The sequence below is a fragment of the Rhodoferax sp. PAMC 29310 genome, assembly GCF_017948265.1.
GTDB lineage: Bacteria > Pseudomonadota > Gammaproteobacteria > Burkholderiales > Burkholderiaceae_C > Rhodoferax.
Genome location: NZ_CP072852.1, coordinates 4105444 through 4123185, shown reverse-complemented (window position 1 = coordinate 4123185; position 17742 = coordinate 4105444). Strand labels below are relative to the sequence as shown.

The 17742-nt window shown below is 56.7% G+C and carries 19 protein-coding genes; 11 read left to right on the top strand and 8 right to left on the bottom strand.

Translation table 11 applies throughout. The features are described from left to right. The first annotated feature begins 105 nt into the window (after positions 1-105). Entirely contained in the window at positions 106-1497 is a 1392-nt protein-coding gene (locus J8G15_RS19090; protein WP_210544271.1) for a M23 family metallopeptidase, read from the top strand. Between the two features lie 53 nt (positions 1498-1550). Further along, positions 1551-2642, top strand: coding sequence for an anhydro-N-acetylmuramic acid kinase (locus tag J8G15_RS19085; protein ID WP_240538591.1), 1092 nt, complete (start codon positions 1551-1553; stop codon positions 2640-2642). A 21-nt stretch (positions 2643-2663) separates the two neighbouring features. On the opposite strand, the gene erpA is transcribed toward J8G15_RS19085, so the two are convergent. The 5 genes from erpA to rplM form a co-directional block, all read right to left on the bottom strand. Beyond that, a complete protein-coding gene (erpA, locus tag J8G15_RS19080; RefSeq protein WP_210544268.1) occupies positions 2664-3029 on the bottom strand; it encodes an iron-sulfur cluster insertion protein ErpA in 366 nt (121 codons plus the stop codon). Positions 3030-3075: 46 nt separating this feature from the next. Then, positions 3076-3534 (bottom strand): polymer-forming cytoskeletal protein, encoded by a 459-nt coding sequence (locus J8G15_RS19075; RefSeq protein ID WP_210547665.1) that lies wholly within the window; start codon positions 3532-3534, stop codon positions 3076-3078. A gap of 35 nt (positions 3535-3569) precedes the next feature. Further along, positions 3570-4298, bottom strand: coding sequence for a DUF6776 family protein (locus J8G15_RS19070; RefSeq protein WP_210544266.1), 729 nt, complete (start codon positions 4296-4298; stop codon positions 3570-3572). A 96-nt stretch (positions 4299-4394) separates the two neighbouring features. Continuing rightward, positions 4395-4787 carry a 30S ribosomal protein S9 gene (rpsI, locus tag J8G15_RS19065; RefSeq protein WP_210544264.1) on the bottom strand — a complete coding sequence of 131 codons (393 nt, stop codon included), beginning with the start codon at positions 4785-4787 and terminating at the stop codon, positions 4395-4397. Then, complete coding sequence (gene rplM / locus J8G15_RS19060; RefSeq protein WP_210544261.1) at positions 4784-5257, bottom strand: 50S ribosomal protein L13; 474 nt, start codon at positions 5255-5257, stop codon at positions 4784-4786. Before rplM ends, rpsI begins: the two co-directional genes overlap by 4 nt. 213 nt (positions 5258-5470) lie before the next feature. On the opposite strand from rplM, the gene J8G15_RS19055 reads away from it, so the two are divergent. From J8G15_RS19055 to J8G15_RS19045, 3 genes are all read left to right on the top strand, one after another. Further along, a complete protein-coding gene (locus J8G15_RS19055; protein WP_210544259.1) occupies positions 5471-6445 on the top strand; it encodes a 23S rRNA (adenine(2030)-N(6))-methyltransferase RlmJ in 975 nt (324 codons plus the stop codon). Between the two features lie 169 nt (positions 6446-6614). Continuing rightward, the gene (locus J8G15_RS19050) at positions 6615-6815 is read left to right on the top strand and encodes a hypothetical protein (protein ID WP_210544257.1); all 201 of its coding nucleotides are present in this window, start codon (positions 6615-6617) and stop codon (positions 6813-6815) included. A gap of 74 nt (positions 6816-6889) precedes the next feature. Then, complete coding sequence (locus J8G15_RS19045) at positions 6890-7993, top strand: sugar phosphate nucleotidyltransferase (protein WP_370627444.1); 1104 nt, start codon at positions 6890-6892, stop codon at positions 7991-7993. A 226-nt stretch (positions 7994-8219) separates the two neighbouring features. On the opposite strand, the gene J8G15_RS22180 is transcribed toward J8G15_RS19045, so the two are convergent. After that, entirely contained in the window at positions 8220-8294 is a 75-nt protein-coding gene (locus tag J8G15_RS22180; RefSeq protein ID WP_370627556.1) for a hypothetical protein, read from the bottom strand. A gap of 275 nt (positions 8295-8569) precedes the next feature. Between J8G15_RS22180 and rfbB the strand changes: the two genes are divergently transcribed. The 6 genes from rfbB (at position 8570) to J8G15_RS19015 (ending at position 15413) form a co-directional block, all read left to right on the top strand. Next, complete coding sequence (gene rfbB, locus J8G15_RS19040; RefSeq protein ID WP_210544256.1) at positions 8570-9643, top strand: dTDP-glucose 4,6-dehydratase; 1074 nt, start codon at positions 8570-8572, stop codon at positions 9641-9643. Continuing rightward, positions 9640-10554 (top strand): dTDP-4-dehydrorhamnose reductase, encoded by a 915-nt coding sequence (rfbD, locus tag J8G15_RS19035; protein WP_210544254.1) that lies wholly within the window; start codon positions 9640-9642, stop codon positions 10552-10554. Before rfbB ends, rfbD begins: the two co-directional genes overlap by 4 nt. Then, complete coding sequence (gene rfbA, locus J8G15_RS19030; RefSeq protein ID WP_210544252.1) at positions 10551-11468, top strand: glucose-1-phosphate thymidylyltransferase RfbA; 918 nt, start codon at positions 10551-10553, stop codon at positions 11466-11468. Before rfbD ends, rfbA begins: the two co-directional genes overlap by 4 nt. After that, the gene (gene rfbC / locus J8G15_RS19025; protein WP_210544251.1) at positions 11468-12022 is read left to right on the top strand and encodes a dTDP-4-dehydrorhamnose 3,5-epimerase; all 555 of its coding nucleotides are present in this window, start codon (positions 11468-11470) and stop codon (positions 12020-12022) included. The genes rfbA and rfbC overlap by 1 nt, the downstream gene beginning before the upstream one ends. Positions 12023-12789: 767 nt before the next feature. Then, the gene (locus tag J8G15_RS19020) at positions 12790-14094 is read left to right on the top strand and encodes a GNAT family N-acetyltransferase (RefSeq protein ID WP_210544249.1); all 1305 of its coding nucleotides are present in this window, start codon (positions 12790-12792) and stop codon (positions 14092-14094) included. Between the two features lie 137 nt (positions 14095-14231). Further along, positions 14232-15413: a GNAT family N-acetyltransferase gene (locus tag J8G15_RS19015; protein WP_210544247.1), complete on the top strand. Its 1182-nt coding sequence runs from the start codon at positions 14232-14234 to the stop codon at positions 15411-15413. Between the two features lie 28 nt (positions 15414-15441). Here J8G15_RS19015 and J8G15_RS19010 read toward each other — a convergent pair whose 3' ends face one another. Together J8G15_RS19010 and J8G15_RS19005 are read right to left on the bottom strand one after the other, a co-directional pair. Continuing rightward, complete coding sequence (locus J8G15_RS19010; RefSeq protein ID WP_240538374.1) at positions 15442-16233, bottom strand: serine protease; 792 nt, start codon at positions 16231-16233, stop codon at positions 15442-15444. 439 nt (positions 16234-16672) lie between these two features. After that, entirely contained in the window at positions 16673-17737 is a 1065-nt protein-coding gene (locus J8G15_RS19005) for a nucleotidyltransferase family protein (protein ID WP_240538590.1), read from the bottom strand. Positions 17738-17742: the final 5 nt, after the last annotated feature.

Sequence of the window (17742 nt, the reverse complement as noted above, 5' to 3'; positions counted from 1 at the left end):
TATAATGTCCGACTGCTCTAGCCTTCGATTTTAAATGACCAAGGCTCGACCCCCCATTTTTTGGCTGTGCTTCACGCACACGCACCTTGACCTGAAAGACTGACCTTGAAAAACGGACTCACCCCCGCTAGCAAAGTTGTGACCAATTTTGTCGTTCAATCACTCCAACAACACCCCAAACGAATCACGGCCCTCATCGCCTCCTTCATGCTGCTTGGCGGCGGCGGTGCTTATGCGGTTGCCTCGTTTGGACCTGATGCGGCAAACATTCCTGTCCAGCAGATTGCTTACTCCGTCGAGGCTGGCGTAGCGTATACGCCCCCTGATGTGTTGGCCATCCAACCCCTGACGCTGTTTCGCTCTGAACTGACGCGCTCCAGCGACACGGCAGACACCTTGCTGAAACGGCTGGGTGTTGCCGACGTGGCGGCAGCCGCCTTCATTCGTGCGGACAACACTGCCCGCGACGCCTTGCTGGGCCGAAGTGGCCGCAATGTCACTGCAGAAACCAATGAAGACAACTCACTGCTCAAGCTGAGCGCACGTTGGGCCTCCGACGAAAGCGGCAACTTCAACCGCCTCGTTCTTGAGAAAACTCCCGCTGGTTTTCAGTCCCGCGTCGAAACGGCTCCCCTCACTGTGTCCAGCAAACTGGCCAGCGGCACCATCGAGTCCTCCCTGTTTGCGGCCACTGATAACGCCAACATTCCGGACGCCGTGGCCATTCAAGTGGCTGAAATTTTTTCTGGTGACATTGACTTCCAGCGTGCGCTTCGCAAGGGCGACCGTTTCTCGATCGTCTATGAAACACTCGAGGGCGACGGTGAGCCGCTGCGCACCGGTCGCGTGCTCAGTACCGAGTTCATGAACAATGGCAAAACTTTTCAGGCCATGTGGTTCCAGGACCCCGCTCGAAACGCAACCGCATCAAATGGTCAAACCCTTTCAGCAGGCAAAGGCGCTTACTACACACTGGACGGCCAAAGCCTGACCCGGGCGTTCCTGGCCTCCCCGCTTGAATTCACCCGCATGACCAGCGCCTTCAAAATGCGCTTCCATCCCATTTTGAAAACCTGGAAAGCCCATACAGGTGTTGACTACGCTGGCAGCACCGGCACCCCCATTCGCAGTGTGGGTGATGGCGTGGTTGAATTTTCCGGTGTGCAAAATGGCTACGGCAATGTCGTATTCATCAACCATGGCAAGCAAAAAACCACGGTGTATGCGCACATGAGCAAAATCAATGTTCGTAAAGGCCAGAGCGTGAGCCAGGGTCAGAACATTGGTGCAGTCGGTTCATCGGGCTGGGCCACTGGGCCTCACCTGCACTTTGAATTTCGCGACAACGGCGTTCCCAAAGACCCCTTGATTCTTGCGCGTCAGAGTGAATCAATTCCCCTGTCTGCCGGCGCCAAACCAGTGTTTAGCCGCTTGGCCGCTGAAAATCGCGTGGCTCTGAACGCCGCCTACTCCCTGCTGCCTGCAGGAATCCAGTAAGCCGACCAGCGCCAAACAGCGAGATCGGCGTGTCCGACCTGTTTATTGGCCTGATGTCCGGCACCTCGCTGGACGGTGTGGACGGCGTTTTGGTCGATCTCTCAAGAGATCGACTTAAAGTCGTCGCCCACGTCAACGCACCACTTTCACAAGCGCTTGCGGACGAATTGCTGGCACTCAACACACCAGGCGTCAACGAGATTCACCGGTCCGCACTGGCTGCCAACGCTTTGGTGCGCGTCTACGCTCATATCGTGGCGCAACTGCTGCACAAGACCGGCCTCAATGCGGCTCAAGTCGCCGCCATCGGAGCCCACGGTCAAACGGTACGTCACCAGCCTCAAGCCTATGACGGCACAGGCTACACCCTGCAACTCAACAACCCCGCATTGCTCGCTGAATTGACGGGCATTGATGTGGTCGCCGACTTTCGCAGCCGCGACATTGCCGCCGGCGGACAAGGTGCGCCGTTGGTGCCTGCGTTTCATCAATCGGTGTTTGGTCGTCCGGGTGAGACCATCGCGGCACTCAATATTGGCGGTATTTCCAACCTGACCGTGATCGGCCCCAACATGGCCGACGACGTGCAGGGCTTCGACTGCGGACCCGGCAATGCCTTGATGGACGCCTGGTGCCAGCAACACCGAGAACAAGCTTATGACGCCGATGGCGCCTGGGCTGCCGCTGGACGCGTTCACGACGGCCTTTTGAACCGCCTGCTTGAAGAGCCCTACTTCGCCCAACCTGCCCCCAAAAGCACTGGCCGGGATTTATTCAACCCGACCTGGCTGAACTGGCGGTTGGATGGATTTTCTTCAGTGGCACCCGTGGACGTGCAAGCCACACTGACTGAATTGACGGCCACGGCCTGCGCCACCAGTGTCCAACAGTATGGCGACGACGCGCGGCAGCTGATTATTTGTGGCGGCGGTGCCTTCAACGGCCATTTGATGCGCCGCATTCAGGCCCTGCTGCCCGACGTGGAGGTCGACTCCTCAGAGTCTCATGGCCTGCCGCCCCAGCAAGTGGAGGCCACCGCTTTTGCCTGGTTGGCCAGCAAGACTGCCTTGCGTCAAACCACCAGCCTTAAAACAGTAACGGGCGCCCGTGGCGCCCGTATCTCTGGTGCAATCTACCCAGCTTGACTGGGCGAAAGCAAACAACCGTCAGGTCGTAAAGCTCGAACCGCAACCGCAGGTAGATTGGGCATTCGGGTTTTTGATCACGAATTGCGCGCCCTGCAAATCTTCTTTGTAGTCAATCTCTGCGCCCACCAGGTACTGGTAGCTCATGGCGTCGATTAGCAAGGAGACACCATGCTTGGTCATGGTTGTGTCGTCTTCATTGGTGATTTCATCAAACGTGAAACCATACTGAAACCCGGAACATCCGCCACCCTGCACGAAGACACGCAGCTTCAAATCGGGATTGCCTTCTTCGGCAATCAGGTCAGCCACTTTAGCCGCCGCGCTGTCGGTGAACAGAATCGGGCTCGGCATTTCGGGGGATAAATTTTCTGCAACGGCGCTCATGGAATACTCCGAAAAATTGAATCACTTGAATACTACAGCAATTCAGTCAGGAATTCTGACGATGGTTATTTGCCGCTAACTTGAGTGTGGGCTTTTCCTCGTCCGCCTCTCCAAGTGTTTCGCTTTTTACATCCTTGGTCTTGGCTTCACCGGCGTCAACGATGGGACGCAACTGCCCGGACACCAGGGCACCACGGTGCATCTCCAGCACCGTGTAATGCACGTCACCATGAATGCGGGCTTTGGGCTGCAACTCCAGCATCACTCGTGCATGAACGGGGCCGTGAACCGTTCCGTTCACGATCACATGATCGGCATGCAATTCACCGGTGACCGTCGCGGTCTCCGATATCACCAACATGCTCGACAAGCCCTTGCCAGCACTCACATTGCCCACCACCGTACCATCGACTCTCAAGCCATCCGAAAACGACAGATTGCCATCAATCCGGCTGGTTTCGCCAATCAGGCATTTGATGGCAGGTTGTTTTTGCTTGTTGAACACGTCGACATCCTCAATGTTAATTTCCACGAACCGGGTCAAAGCTTGACCGATTGAACCACCTTGACCACCGCACCAACCATGACCTTGGCCGTCACGCTTTTGACGACGACCTGCGCAGGCAACTCAAAAATGCCCTCAATGCGGCCGTACTGCTTGAATTTGATGGCTTGACTCCCTGTCGGCAAGGTCGCCATCCATGGTTTGCCATTTTGAAACCCTGCAAAACTCAGCGCCAGCTGACCGTCAAATTCCGGTGGATTGCGAACCGCTTGAACCAGCAGCACCTGCCACTTCAACTCCGCGTCATTCAAACGCTCGGCCTGCAAACTGCGGATGGCCAGACTATCACCACCCACGGCTGGAATCAACTGCTCGAAAAAACCCAGGTCATCGCGCAAGCTGCGATTGGTCGCTTCCAGTTGCTTGTTCAGCACAGCCAGCTTCTCAAACGATGCTTTTTCAGCCAACAACAGGGTATCTGCGGTATTGGCCACCGATTGCGCCTGATCTTGCATCGCTTTCAATTGCGCCATCTCCTCGCGCAAGGTCACCAGTTCGGCCCTGGTTTCTTTCAACTCCGCTTTGGTGTTGTGATCCAGCCCGGCAATGTCTTTACCGAACTCAAACGCCCACAAGGCAATGGCGGCGCAAAAACCAAACACCGTCGCCAGCACAATCCAGCGAAACGGCCAGGGCAGCGCACTGCGCACCGACACACGGGGGGCGCTAACTGTCAGTCGTCGAATAAGGAGTCGAAGTCGCATGGAGGGGGGAGTCTAACGTCCTGAATGCAAACAGCCGCCAGAATCTGCATTCTGGCGGCTGCTTTGTCGCGTAGAGCGAGCGAAGAGTCGTGAAACTTAGCGCTTGCTGAACTGCTTACGACGACGAGCGCCGTGGAAGCCGACTTTCTTACGCTCAACTTCACGGGCATCGCGAGTCACGAAACCTGCTTTGCTCAGCTCAGACTTGAGTGTTGCGTCGTAGTCGATCAAAGCGCGGGTGATACCGTGGCGCACTGCACCAGCTTGACCAGACTCACCGCCGCCAGCCACGTTGACCATGATGTCAAACGTTTCAGCGTGGTTAGTCAGCAGCAGAGGCTGTTTGCAGATCATGATAGAAGTAGCACGACCGAAAAACTTTTCGATGTCTTTGCCATTCACGACGATCTGGCCGGAGCCCTTTTTCAGGAAAACTCGGGCGACGCTGGATTTGCGACGGCCGGTACCATTGTTCCAATCACCGATCATTTGGCAGACTCCCTCTTAATGGCATCGGCAGAAATGCCGGCAATTTCCAATACTTTGGGCTGCTGGGCGGTATGGGGATGCTCTGCACCACCGTAGACCTTGAGCTTCTTGATCATGGCGTAGCCCAATGGGCCTTTAGGCAACATACCCTTGACGGCTTTTTCCAAAGCGCGGCCGGGGAATTTGGCTTGCATGTCACGGAAGTTGATGGCAGAAATGCCACCTGGGTAGCCGGAGTGGCTGTAATACACCTTGTCGATCGGCTTGGCACCGGTCACGCGCAGGCGATCTGTGTTTACGACAATGATGAAGTCACCAGTGTCAACGTGAGGCGTGTAAATGGCCTTGTGTTTGCCGCGCAAACGGAGAGCAACTTCGCTGGCTACTCGTCCGAGGACCTTATCGGTCGCGTCAATCACAAACCACTCGTGCACGACCTCAGCGGGTTTTGCGCTGAAAGTTTTTGTCATGAGTTTCTCAATAAAAGAGGGTTTGTCCAACCTAAGGGGTTGGCTTCCTTGCTGCTCTTTTCTACGGTCGGCGTTCCTCTGATGGGAATCTCTTAGGTAGGTTTACCCGTCTTCTGGCCGTAAAGCCGGAAGGGAGCCCTCGTCGCGGAGCTACAAAATCGCTACGAAGCCCAAGATTATACAAAGTTTGTCGGCCGCCGGTTAAAATTCGGCATGTTCAGTTATCGACACGCCTTTCATGCCGGCAATCATGCCGACGTCCTCAAACACACCGTGCTGGTGGCCATGCTGCAGCACCTGCTGCAAAAGGACACCGCCCTCACCGTTTTTGACACCCACGCCGGTGCCGGCCTTTACCGACTGGACGGCGACTACGCTGAAACCAGCGGAGAGGCCGCCAATGGATTCATGCGCCTTGTCAAGGAGCTTGAAAACGGAACCCCCGCCACAAGCACTGAAGCCCCAGCCACCAAAGGCTCTGCCGCCGGCAAAGTCAAAACACCCGCCAAGCCCACGCTGGATGACCTGGCACCCGCGCTCAAGGCCTATCTTGAAATGGTGGCCAGCTTCAACAACAAAGGCAGCCACAAGGTCTACCCCGGCTCGCCGTTCATTATTCAGCGCCTGCTGGGTGATCGCGACAAACTCAAGCTGTTTGAGATTCACCCCACCGACATCAAAACACTGGCGGCCAACATAGCCCAGCTTGAGGCCGGCCGCCAGGTGGCTGTATTGCGGGAAGATGGTTTTGAAGGCATCAAGAAGTTTTTGCCGCCGCCTGCTCGGCGCGCGCTGGTGTTTTGCGACCCCAGTTACGAAATTAAAAACGACTACCTGCGCGTGGTCGCCATGGTTGCCGACTCATTGACACGTTTTGCCACCGGCACCTACGCCGTCTGGTACCCCATCATCCCCCGCCCTGAAGCGCATGATGTACCCCGCAAACTCAAAACACTGGCCACAAAAGCTGGCCGGAGTTGGTTGAACGCCACACTGACCGTCAAAAACAGCAAACTCTTGTCCGATGAAGCTGGCGACGTCAAACGCCCCGGCCTCCCCGCCAGCGGCATGTTCATCATCAACCCACCGCATACGTTAAAAGCTGCGTTGCAACTTGCGCTGCCACAGCTAGTGGCGGTTCTCGGGCAAGACCAGCACGCCACCTTCAGCGTCGACGCAGGCGGCTAAGTACACACGGCGCCCACCGGCGCCGTGGTCAGCGCCAACACCGGTCATTCGCACCAGCCAGCCCCCAACCCACCCGGTCGCAGTTAGTCCAAACGGACTATAGACACGGGTTTACCCTGAAATTAGTATGACCCCAAACTTGGTCAGAAACCATTCACAGGGGGAAATCATGAAATTCAAAACCTTCGCACTTGCAGCTGTCACTGCATTGACGACATTTGCCACAGGCGCGCAAGCCGCGACGACGGACATCACGCCAGTCTCGGGTTCGTTGAGCGGCATCTCATTGGGCACGTTGACCTTATTTACGACCTCCCATATCGTGGGTGGGGTGGGCTCAAGGTTTGGCAGCTTTGGAATTGCTATTTAATCAATAGCTGATCCCGCAGGTAAGACGGGCGATGGCGGCCTAAAACACATACAAATATCCTGGAGGGTTTTCTCATGGCAAAAGGCATGATTTTGGCGGCGGGGCAAGGCACACGGGTTCGGCCTTTGACCAAGGATTTACCCAAACCCATGGTGCCCATTCTGGGCAAGCCGCTGATGGAATACCAGATTGAGCATCTGGCGCGCCACGGAATAAAGCAGATCATGGTGAACGTGGCCTACCACCACCAGATGATTGAGCGCTATTTTGGCGACGGCAGCCGCTGGGGCGTGGAGATTGGCTACTCGTATGAGGGTGTGCTTGACCACGGCGACATCGTGCCCCGCCCCATGGGTTCGGCCGGTGGCATGCGGCGTATTCAAGACTTCAGCGGCTTTTTTGATCAGACCACGCTGGTGCTGTGTGGCGACGCCTTGATTGACATGGACATTGGTGCGGCCCTGCATGAGCACAAGACCAAGGGTGCGATCGCCAGTGTGGTGGCGCTGGATGTGCCGCTGTCTGAGGTGGAGTCTTACGGCATTGTGGTCACCGAGCCGGGCGGGCGCATTGTGTCGTTTCAGGAAAAGCCGACACCGGCCGAGGCCAAGTCCACGCTGGCCAGCACGGGCATTTACATCTTTCAGCCGGAGGTGCTTGAGCTGGTGCCACCGGGCCAGGTGTATGACATTGGCTCGCAGTTGTTTCCCCAGCTGGTGGCCGACAGAAAGCCATTTTTTGCCCAGAACCGGTTTTTTAACTGGATCGACATTGGCCGGGTGAGCGACTACTGGACGGTGTTGCAGCGGGTGCTGCGCGGCGAGGTGGCCGAGGTGAACATGCCGGGCACTGAGGTTAGGCCGGGTGTATGGGTGGGGCTGAACACCTCCATTCCGTGGGACGAGGTGTCGATCACGGGGCCGGTTTACATTGGCTCCAGTGTGCGCATTGAGCCGGGGGTGAGCATTACCGGCCCGGCCTGGATTGGCCACGGCAGCCACCTGCGCGCCGGGGCCAAGGTGGTGCGAAGTGTGTTGTTTGAATACACCCGCATTGCCGCCGACCAGCCCTTTGTTGAAATGATTGTGTCGCCCGCCTACTGCGTAGACCGCCACGGCGAGACCCTTTACCGGGGCGACGACAACGCCCGACTGCGCTGGGGCGATGCACGGGGGTGATGGCTGGCGGCTTGGGTGGATGGGTTGGGTTGCAGGGAATGGGGGCCGCTGAATGGCACGGCGCCCTCATTGAATTGCTGCATTTTCAGGAGCAACTTACGCAGACTGCACTGGCGCTAGAGGCTTAAAAGGCTTGTAACTTTTGCATAAAGAGGTGCGCCGTTAGTTTGGACGCATTTCTGCATGGAGGTTCACACCCAGCGCCCGCACGACTTTCATCACCGTTTCATAACGGGGCTTTGCAGCGAGAGGCCAACGCTTTGTAGAGGCTTTGGCAACCCAAACCAGAGTCTTTGGCCATCTGGGTCATGCCGCGCGCACCGGCCTGGGCCTGATGGGCTCTATCGCCCTGCGCCGCAAACACAAAGCAGCCTGATTGCCACAAGGCGTGCGTCTGACCCCAAGGGAGCTTCGACTCCCTTTTCGCTTTTGGGGGTTTGACCCAAAGCAGGCATGACCGCCCACCCAGCCAGACTTGCGCTGGCTCGGCCCCGCAGTCCGAATGGACTAAAGGCTGTTTTAGGACGTTGACACTGCGACAATGGTCAGGTATTTTTTGTTCAGGGAGGTTCAACAATGACGATTTTGGTGACCGGCGGCGCCGGTTTTATTGGCAGCAACTTTGTTCTGGACTGGCTGCGTAGCAGCGACGAGACGGTCATCAACCTGGACAAACTGACCTACGCGGGCAACTTGCAAAACCTGGCTTCGCTGCAAGGCGATGCGCGACATGTGTTTGTGCAAGGCGACTTTGGCGACGCGGCGCTGGTGGCCCAACTGCTGACACAGCACCAGCCCCGCGCGGTGGTGAACTTTGCCGCCGAGTCGCATGTGGACCGCTCGATTCACGGGCCGGGCGAGTTCATCCAAACCAATATTGTGGGCACCTTCAATTTGCTGGAAGCCGTGCGTGCGTACTGGGGCACGCTGCCAGAGGCGGCCAAGGTGGCTTTTAGATTGCTGCATGTGTCCACCGACGAGGTGTATGGCTCGCTGGCCAAGACGGACGATGCGTTTACCGAGACGCACCGCTACGAGCCCAACAGCCCGTATTCAGCCTCCAAGGCGGCCAGCGACCACCTGGTGCGCGCCTACCACCACACCTATGGCCTGCCGGTGCTGACCACCAATTGCAGCAACAACTACGGGCCGTTTCACTTTCCAGAGAAGCTGATTCCGCTGATGATTGTGAATGCCCAAGCGGGCAAGCCGCTGCCGGTGTATGGCGATGGCCAGCAGATTCGCGACTGGTTGTATGTGACCGACCACTGCAGCGCCATTCGCCGCGTGCTGGAAGCCGGCCAACTGGGCGAGGTCTACAACGTGGGCGGCTGGAACGAGAAGCCCAACCTGGACATCGTGCACACCGTGTGCGCCCTGCTGGACGAACTCAAGCCCCGCGCTGACGGCAAGGCTTACAAAGAGCAAATCACCTACGTGACCGACCGCCCCGGCCACGACCGCCGCTACGCAATTGACGCGCGCAAGATTGAGCAGCAACTGGGCTGGAAGCCCGCTGAGACCTTTGAAACCGGCATTCGCAAAACCGTGCAGTGGTACCTGGACAACCCGGACTGGGTGGCCAACGTGCAAAGCGGCGGCTACCGCGACTGGGTAAGCAAGCAATACGGCGCCAAGGAATCGGCATGAAAATTCTGCTTTTCGGACGCGGCGGGCAAGTGGGCTGGGAGCTGCAACGCAGTTTGAGCGTGCTGGGCGAGGTGGTGGCGGTGGACTTTGACCCCGCCCACAACCCCGACGGCCTGTGTGGTGACTTCAGCAACCTGGCCGGCTTGGCCGAGACGGTGCAACGGGTGAAGCCCGACGTGATTGTGAACGCCGCCGCCCACACCGCCGTGGACAAGGCCGAGAGCGAACCCGAGTTCGCCCGCACCCTGAATGCGCTGGCCCCCGGCGTGCTGGCCGAGCAGGCCAAGGCGCTGGGCGCCTGGCTGGTGCACTACTCCACCGACTATGTGTTTGACGGCAGTGACACGGCGCCCTGGCGCGAATCAGACGCCACCGGGCCCTTGAGCGTGTATGGCCGCACCAAGCTGGAGGGCGAGCAGCGGGTGGCCAGCACCCCGAAGCACCTGATTTTTCGCACCAGCTGGGTGTACGCGGCACGCGGCGGCAACTTTGCCAAGACCATGCTGCGCCTGGCCGGCGAGCGCGACGCACTGACTGTGATTGACGACCAGTTTGGTGCGCCCACCTCGGCCGAACTGCTGGCTGACGTGACCACCCACACCTTGCGCGCCGCCATGCTGCGCCCCGAGTTGGCCGGCCTGTACCACTGCGTGGCCGCCGGCGAGACCACCTGGTGTGGCTACGCGCGTTATGTGCTGGCCCAAGCCCAAGCGCTGGGCTGGCCCTTGAAAGCCGGCCCCGAGCAAGTGGCGCCCACCTCCACTGCCAATTACCCCACGCCGGCGCAACGGCCGCTGAACTCACGGCTGGACACCAGCCGCCTGCAAACCGCGTTCAACCTGGTGCTGCCGCCTTGGCAGCAAGGGGTGGCGCGCATGTTGACTGAAATCAAAGGGAGTACCGCACCATGACCACAACCACGTTCACCCACGCGGGCTCTGCGCCTGCGCGCAAAGGCATTATTTTGGCGGGCGGCTCAGGCACTCGGCTGTACCCGGTGACGCAGGTGGTGAGCAAGCAGTTGCTGCCCATTTACGACAAGCCCATGATTTATTACCCGCTGACGGCGCTGCTGCTGGCGGGAATTCGCGAGGTGCTGGTGATCTCAACCCCGCAAGACACGCCGCGTTTTGAGCAGCTGCTGGGCGACGGCAGCCAGTGGGGCATTCAGATCACCTACGCCGTGCAGCCCTCCCCCGATGGCTTGGCGCAGGCGTTTTTGATTGGCGAGAAGTTTCTGAACGGGGCGCCGAGCGCACTGGTGCTGGGCGACAACATTTTTTACGGCCACGACTTTGCCGGCTTGTTGAAAAAAGCCAACCAGCAAACCCACGGCGCCACGGTGTTTGCCTACGCGGTGCAAGACCCCGAGCGCTACGGCGTGGTGGAGTTTGACGACGCTGGCCGTGCCATCAGCCTGGAAGAAAAGCCCGCCAAGCCGAAGTCGCGCTATGCCGTCACAGGTTTGTACTTTTACGACAGCAACGTGGTGGAAATGGCCAAGCAGGTGAAGCCCTCAGCCCGTGGCGAGCTGGAGATCACCGACCTGAACCGCCTGTACCTGGAGCAAGGCACGCTGGACGTGCAGACCATGGGGCGCGGCTACGCGTGGCTGGACACGGGCACGCACGAGTCGATGATGGAGGCGAGCCAGTTCATCTACACCATTGAAAACCGCCAGGGCCTGAAAGTAGCCGCCCCTGAAGAGGTGGTGTGGCGCCATGGCTGGATTGACGACGCGCAGCTGGAAAATCTGGCGCAGCCGCTGGTGAAGTCTGGTTACGGCCAGTATTTGCTGCGTTTGCTCAAAGAGAAGGTGTACTGATGAAGGTCACGGCTTGCAAAATTGCAGATGTGCTGCTGATTGAGCCCAAGGTGTTTGGCGACGCACGCGGCTTCTTTTATGAGAGCTTCAACCAGAAGGCGTTCAACGAAGCCACGGGCCTGAACTTGAGTTTTTTGCAAGACAACCACTCCAAGTCCGCCAAGGGCGTGCTGCGGGGCCTGCACTACCAGGTGCAGCAGCCTCAAGGAAAACTGGTGCGCGTGGTGGCGGGCGAGGTGTTTGACGTGGCGGTGGACATTCGCCCGGAGTCACCCACGTTTGGCCAGTGGGTGGGCGAGATTTTGTCGGCCGCCAACAACCGCCAGCTGTGGGTGCCGCCCGGCTTGGCGCACGGGTTTGTGGTGTTGTCTGACACGGCCGAGTTTTTGTACAAAACCACCGACTATTACGCCCCGGCGCATGAGCGCTGCATTGCCTGGAACGACCCCACGCTGGCCATTGACTGGCCTGCCATGGACGCCCCACCCGCGCTTTCGGCCAAGGACGCCGCCGGCGCCTCATTTTTAAGCGCTTGCCCACCGCTGGGCGCGTAGCCCTTTGACGCCCACCGCTCATCAGAATCGTCTCGGTATCCGCGGAGTCTGTTTGGTTAAGGTGAAGCGGGGTTGCCGACCTTTCGGCGAGGCGCTTGGTGTAACAGGCGGAAACGTATCTAGCCCCTCTGCTCAAGCTTTGAATCAATGGATCGTGATTCGGCTGGCGGCCAGGTTTGGCCCGCTCAAGCGCGAACAGTTCTATCAAAAAGACAGTCTGCGAAATGGCATCCCAGGTTTGTGGACCGGTCCACGCCGGATATCCGCCGCCAATAGCGCCGACTAGTCTTTTCAGTGATCGGCGTGAGCGATCGCTTGACGCGCTGGCAACGGCAAGGTTTTCGGGGTAACGCAAAGTTGTATTGAAACGCCAACTTAGCTACACCGTCGCTCGCCAAACAGATCAAAATTCGAACTCAACACAGTGAAACGCCGCCGTACAGTGAATTACACATTGCGAATGGCGAGCGTGCGAAAAGTGATAAAAGAGTATTACAGATGAAATCAATCCAAAGATCAGGCCGCTCACTCGTGCGGTTGGATGCAAATAGATAGCGTATTCACTAGGGATGACAAAGGGGTCTTTATGTCAGAGAATGCTCGCTGACCGTCTCCGACCTGATGTTTGAGAAATTATCATTGAGAGGTGCGTACTTGAGAGTAGCCAAGGTCGGTTATGGGCTTGTCTGAACGACGATCCTCTCAGCGTTCAAGTCGCATGGCTCAAACTGAGCCTGCCGAAGTTCTGATTGGGAGGAGACTGATAGATGAAAAATTCAGAAGCCAGAAAATCGCTTCGCCAAAGTCTTCGACAGCTATTCTCGTTTCTGCCCCGTGATGCGCGGTTTGCCATCTACCGTTCCTTTGTTGACTGCAATCCCAATCCTGACCCGCGACTGGTCCTGAAAATTGCAGAAACAAAAGAGGAGCTTGAGGCCTGCTTCAAGCTGCTGCACGATGCCTATGTCAGCAGTGGCTTTATGCGCCCCGACCCCTCTGGAATGCGGGTGACGATTTACCATGCCCTGCCGACGACCACGACTTTGTGCGCCAAGTTTGACGGTGAAGTGGTGGGCACTCTGTCACTGATACGGGAAAGCTTGTTTGGGTTCCCGCTACAGACTATTTTTGACCTGACGCCTGTGCGCCAGCTGCACGGAAATCTGGCCGAGGTCTCTGCATTGGCGGTGCATCCCAAATTCAGGAAGACGGGTGGCGCGATTCTCTTTCCGTTAATGAAGTTCATGTATGACTACTGCACGACCTTCTTTGACACCCGCCACTTGTTGATTGCCGTGAACCCCAACCGCATTGAGATGTATGAGTCATTGCTTTTCTTTCAGCGATTGAAGGAAAACACGGTGGATAACTACGATTTTGCAAATGGAGCGCCAGCGGTGGGCGCGTCGTTGGACTTGTACAAAGCGCCAGAGGTTTTTGAAAAAACCTACGGCAAGAAGAGATTCAACAAGAATTTGCATAATTATTTCGTCAAGACGGTTCTGCCTAATATCCAGGTGCCCAGTCGACGTTACTTCACCACCAATGACCCAGTCATGACACCGGACCTGCTGGACTATTTTTTTAATCAACGGACCCAGGTTTTCAGGGATTTGGATACCCGCCGAAAATCGCTGCTGCACGCAATTTACGAGCTCAAGCCGTATCAACATGTCTTGCCCCCGGTTCCTGTGGCAATGACCGATCAGGAGATGCTGAGACAGCACACCCGCTACTCTGTGAAATGCCCTGGAACGCTAACCGTTCAGTCGTCCATCATTCAGGAGTCCTATGACGTCGTGGTGACTGAATTATCGGAATTCGGCTTCAAGGCAGTGTCTGCCATGCCGCTTCCGGTGGATACATGGTGTGATGCCAGTATTCAGCTCGGCAAGACCGAGTTGTCGGCGCTCAAGGTGATGGTCGTTCGCGGCAGCGAAGAGGGAACGGGAGGCGTTTACGGTTTCAAGCTGGCCGAGCCTGACCTGCCGTGGCGAAAGTTTGTCAACGCCATGAGCCAGGGCACCACCTACGATGATCTTGAGTACGCCACTCGATTTCTGGCCACATGACCCAATCGAGAACATCACCTGTTAAACGTTTTCTGCGGCAGGCGTTGCGCAAGCTTTTCTCGTATTTTCCCCGGCGCTTTCGTTTTGCCATTTACCGGTCTTTCGTTGATTGCGACCCTAACCCAGACAAACGCCTGGTGCTCAAAATTGCCCAGACCAAGGAGGAGCTGGAGGCTTGCTTCAGACTGTTGCATGACGCCTATGTTGGCAGCGGCTTCATGGCGCCACACCCGTCGGGCATGCGCGTCACCATTTACCACGCCTTGCCGACAACCACCACGCTTTGCGCCTTATATGACGGAGAGGTGGTTGGCACCCTGTCTTTGATACGTGAAAGTGTCTTTGGGTTCCCATTGCAGTCTGTCTTCAACTTGCAAGAAGTCCGAGAGAAGAAGGGCCGGCTCGCTGAGGTGTCGGCGCTGGCGGTTCACCCCAAGTTTAGAAACACCGGGGGCATGATTCTTTTCCCGTTGATGAAGTTCATGTATGACTACTGCTCTACGTTCTTTGATACCAGACACCTGGTAATTGCGGTTAACCCAGACCGAATAGAGATGTACGAATCCCTTCTGTTTTTTGAACGTCTGAAGCAGGAAACCGTTGACAACTATGACTTCGTCAACGGCGCGCCAGCCGTTGGGGCAAGTGTCGACTTACACCACGCCCCGGGCTTGCTGAGAGATGCCTATCGCAACAAATCGCGCCGAAAAAACTTATACCACTATTTTGTGCGCTCTCAGTTGCGCAATATCGTGATGCCCGGTCGCCGCTACTTCACCACCAATGATCCGGTTATGACGCCGGACTTGCTTGACTATTTTTTCAACAAGCGGACCAATACCTTTGATTCGCTGGATGACCGTGACCGGGGCTTATTGCACTCCATCTATAACCTGCCGCAATACAAAGCGCATTTACCGACCATATTTTCTGAAACTGACTTTCGAATTCGGCAGAGGAAACATCAGCGCTATTCATTGAAGTGCCCCGGTAGTTTTGTGGTTGGCGAATCCCCCAACGCCAAGTCTTATTCCTTGAAGGTGGTGGAGTTATCCGATGATGGCTTTCTGGCTAGGTCCAAAGTTCCATTGCCAGAGGGTATCTGGGGGCAAGCCTGCATTCGGCTCGGAAAGAATGAGACCTCAAATCTAAGAGTTCGAATTATGAGAGGGAAGTTTGAAGGTGAACAAGGCTTCTATGGTTTTCATCTGGAGACTGCCGATCTTCCCTGGCGTAAGTTGGTCAGCGTTTTGAAGGAAGGGTCCACTCACGAGGATCTTGACAATGCAACCCAATTTTTACGCGATGGGGCGAAGTAAGCCCATGAGCGACCGAATGAAAAAGAAGCTATCTTCCCTGTAACAGCTGGACCACATGCTTCGCCGGAATGGCGTAAGTAATCCCTGAAGGATGCGTCAAAGCGGACTCCCGAGTACCCTTGATAAACACCATATTGACCACGCCGAGGACATCGGCGCTATCAGGGTCGAACAAGGGCCCTCCGCTATTGCCGGGGTAGGCCGTTCCGTCGAGCTGAAAGATGTCAAAGCTGGCTGCACGCAGGCTCCTGACCATTTTGGCGTTGAGTTGTGACGAAGTTGGAGTCGGCAGCGCTGCCGCAGCAATTGACGAGATCATGCCGCGGTGTGTAACCGGCGAGAAGCCCAAAGCCCCACCAATCGGAAAACCCATAAACGCAATTGGTTGCCCTTCGCGTACCTGATCAGAATCTCCAATGGACACCGGCGGCAAGGGTGGCCCATCGAAACGAAGCAGGGCAAGGTCATGGGCGACGTCAATATCAAGCACGGTCACAGGTCGGATTTGAAATCTATCTTCACCGATCTTGATCTGAATAACCAGATCAGCGGCAACATCGACGTCGCTGGGGTCGGGCAGGACGTGTGCATTGGTAATCGCCAAGTTGCCATTTCCCACGACAAAACCCGTTCCCCGCAAATTGAAACGTGGGCTGTTTGTACTTTTGAAAGTCCCCACGATGACGACCGAGGGCTTGACCCTGGCAATCGTGCTGACCATATCGGCACGAAGTGGCCCACCAAACAGGCTACAGACCATCAAAACTAGCATCCATCTGGTTTTCATGCGGCTCCCATTCATCAAAATCGCCCTATCCAAATCATTATGAAGGCTGACGCCGTCCTAGCAAAGCGGCATTTCTCGCCCAGGCGCCCTCAGCCCTTGCCATCCGGTTTTCCTGTGAAGCCTTTAATGTCAGAGAGTCCTCCTAACGCGCCTATTTCAGCGCCATCGTGGAAGCGCAGGGGATGCGCGCAAGCGAGGGGTTAAATGTATCTCGGTCAGTCAGTGAAAAAGAGGGGACTAACTAACGCGCCCGGAATGCAACAACCAGCATGCTATCGGCACTATGATTGGAACGGACCTCTTTCGGGTCTGCCCTTGATGCCGACTTTGGCTTTAGTCCAGCCAGCGGTTTTTGTGCAATATGCCCGATTAGCATTGGAAAAATTGACTTGGATTTCATTTCCACACTCTATGAATTTATATAAATTTTGTCACTTGACCGGGCTTGGCTTCACTACATCGAAGCGACATATTACGACTCGCGAGCACTTCCCACACTGGCGCGCCAGCGGACCCACGCCTTGATCGACAGGTGTTGAATCATCAGCGTCCAAGGCATGCGCAGCCAATGGGATCGCACATAGACCAACCACTTCGCCAGATCCATTGTGATGCTGCGATGATCCTCGCCAGCGGCTTCAATCGCCCTGACGTAGACCGCCTCGAGCCAGCGTGTGGTCTGTTGGCCACGCCCTGTGGACGACAATTGGGTCAGTACGGCGGATGGGATGGGCGTGCCAAAAAAGCGCCGAGCCAGACTCAGGCCGAAGCAAACCGGCCCGGCGAGATCATTGCCGACTGCGCAACCAACAAAGCGATCCCAAAACCCGGGCACCAAGGAAAACCGCCGCAGCATGCAGTCGATATCGTTCAAATCGCGCAGCCCATTGTGCATTTCACCTTCATGTACCAGATGTGTAATGCTGTGAATAACCAGATCCTCAGGGGATGGGATTCGCATCATCGAGAAATTTGGTAGGTACGATGACCGATCGATGATCTGTTTGGGATCCGGAGCGTTTCGGGCCGTCAACGGAAGAATGGTGTGATGAACATCCAACACGGTTCCGCGGCGCAAGTGGGTCATCGGCGGAAGCTCATGCATCCACTTTCGGTAATATCTCTGGTCATAGGCGCTGGTCGTCGCGCTTACCCAACCGGCAAGCATTAGGCGGCTTTCAACGTCGCCCAGAGAAGCACGCGGAACCAAAATATCGATGTCGCCGAAGAGCCTTCCCTTGCCAACGACGTGCCCAGAAATGACGTAGGCAGCGCCCTTGAGCAACAGGATCGGTATTTGCAGATGTCCCAGTGCGGCATCTAATTGATGGACTTCCCAAAGAACCGACCGGTGCTGGCGCTCACTAAGTTGTCGGGCGCCCTCAAAATGACGATTTGCCAGAGGGCCCGCCGACACACCGGCGCTATTCAAGCGCTCAGCCAAAACGCCGAGCAGGTTCGTACGACGCGCAATATTCACCAATGCCGACCATTGCTCCGCGTCAAACTGGCGTGCGCTGCACGGGTCACCCAGCACGGCGA

Excerpts from the sequence above, each read along its gene's own strand:
- rfbD (WP_210544254.1), top strand. The coding sequence starts at position 9,640 with ATGAAAATTCTGCTTTTCGGACGCGGCGGGCAAGTGGGCTGGGAGCTG.
- J8G15_RS19085 (WP_240538591.1), top strand. The coding sequence starts at position 1,551 with ATGTCCGGCACCTCGCTGGACGGTGTGGACGGCGTTTTGGTCGATCTC.
- J8G15_RS19050 (WP_210544257.1), top strand. The coding sequence starts at position 6,615 with ATGAAATTCAAAACCTTCGCACTTGCAGCTGTCACTGCATTGACGACA.
- rplM (WP_210544261.1), bottom strand. The coding sequence starts at position 5,257 with ATGACAAAAACTTTCAGCGCAAAACCCGCTGAGGTCGTGCACGAGTGG.
- rfbB (WP_210544256.1), top strand. The coding sequence starts at position 8,570 with ATGACGATTTTGGTGACCGGCGGCGCCGGTTTTATTGGCAGCAACTTT.
- rfbC (WP_210544251.1), top strand. The coding sequence starts at position 11,468 with ATGAAGGTCACGGCTTGCAAAATTGCAGATGTGCTGCTGATTGAGCCC.
- erpA (WP_210544268.1), bottom strand. The coding sequence starts at position 3,029 with ATGAGCGCCGTTGCAGAAAATTTATCCCCCGAAATGCCGAGCCCGATT.
- J8G15_RS19045 (WP_370627444.1), top strand. The coding sequence starts at position 6,890 with ATGGCAAAAGGCATGATTTTGGCGGCGGGGCAAGGCACACGGGTTCGG.
- rfbA (WP_210544252.1), top strand. The coding sequence starts at position 10,551 with ATGACCACAACCACGTTCACCCACGCGGGCTCTGCGCCTGCGCGCAAA.
- J8G15_RS19055 (WP_210544259.1), top strand. The coding sequence starts at position 5,471 with ATGTTCAGTTATCGACACGCCTTTCATGCCGGCAATCATGCCGACGTC.
- J8G15_RS19020 (WP_210544249.1), top strand. The coding sequence starts at position 12,790 with ATGAAAAATTCAGAAGCCAGAAAATCGCTTCGCCAAAGTCTTCGACAG.
- rpsI (WP_210544264.1), bottom strand. The coding sequence starts at position 4,787 with ATGATCGGTGATTGGAACAATGGTACCGGCCGTCGCAAATCCAGCGTC.
- J8G15_RS19070 (WP_210544266.1), bottom strand. The coding sequence starts at position 4,298 with ATGCGACTTCGACTCCTTATTCGACGACTGACAGTTAGCGCCCCCCGT.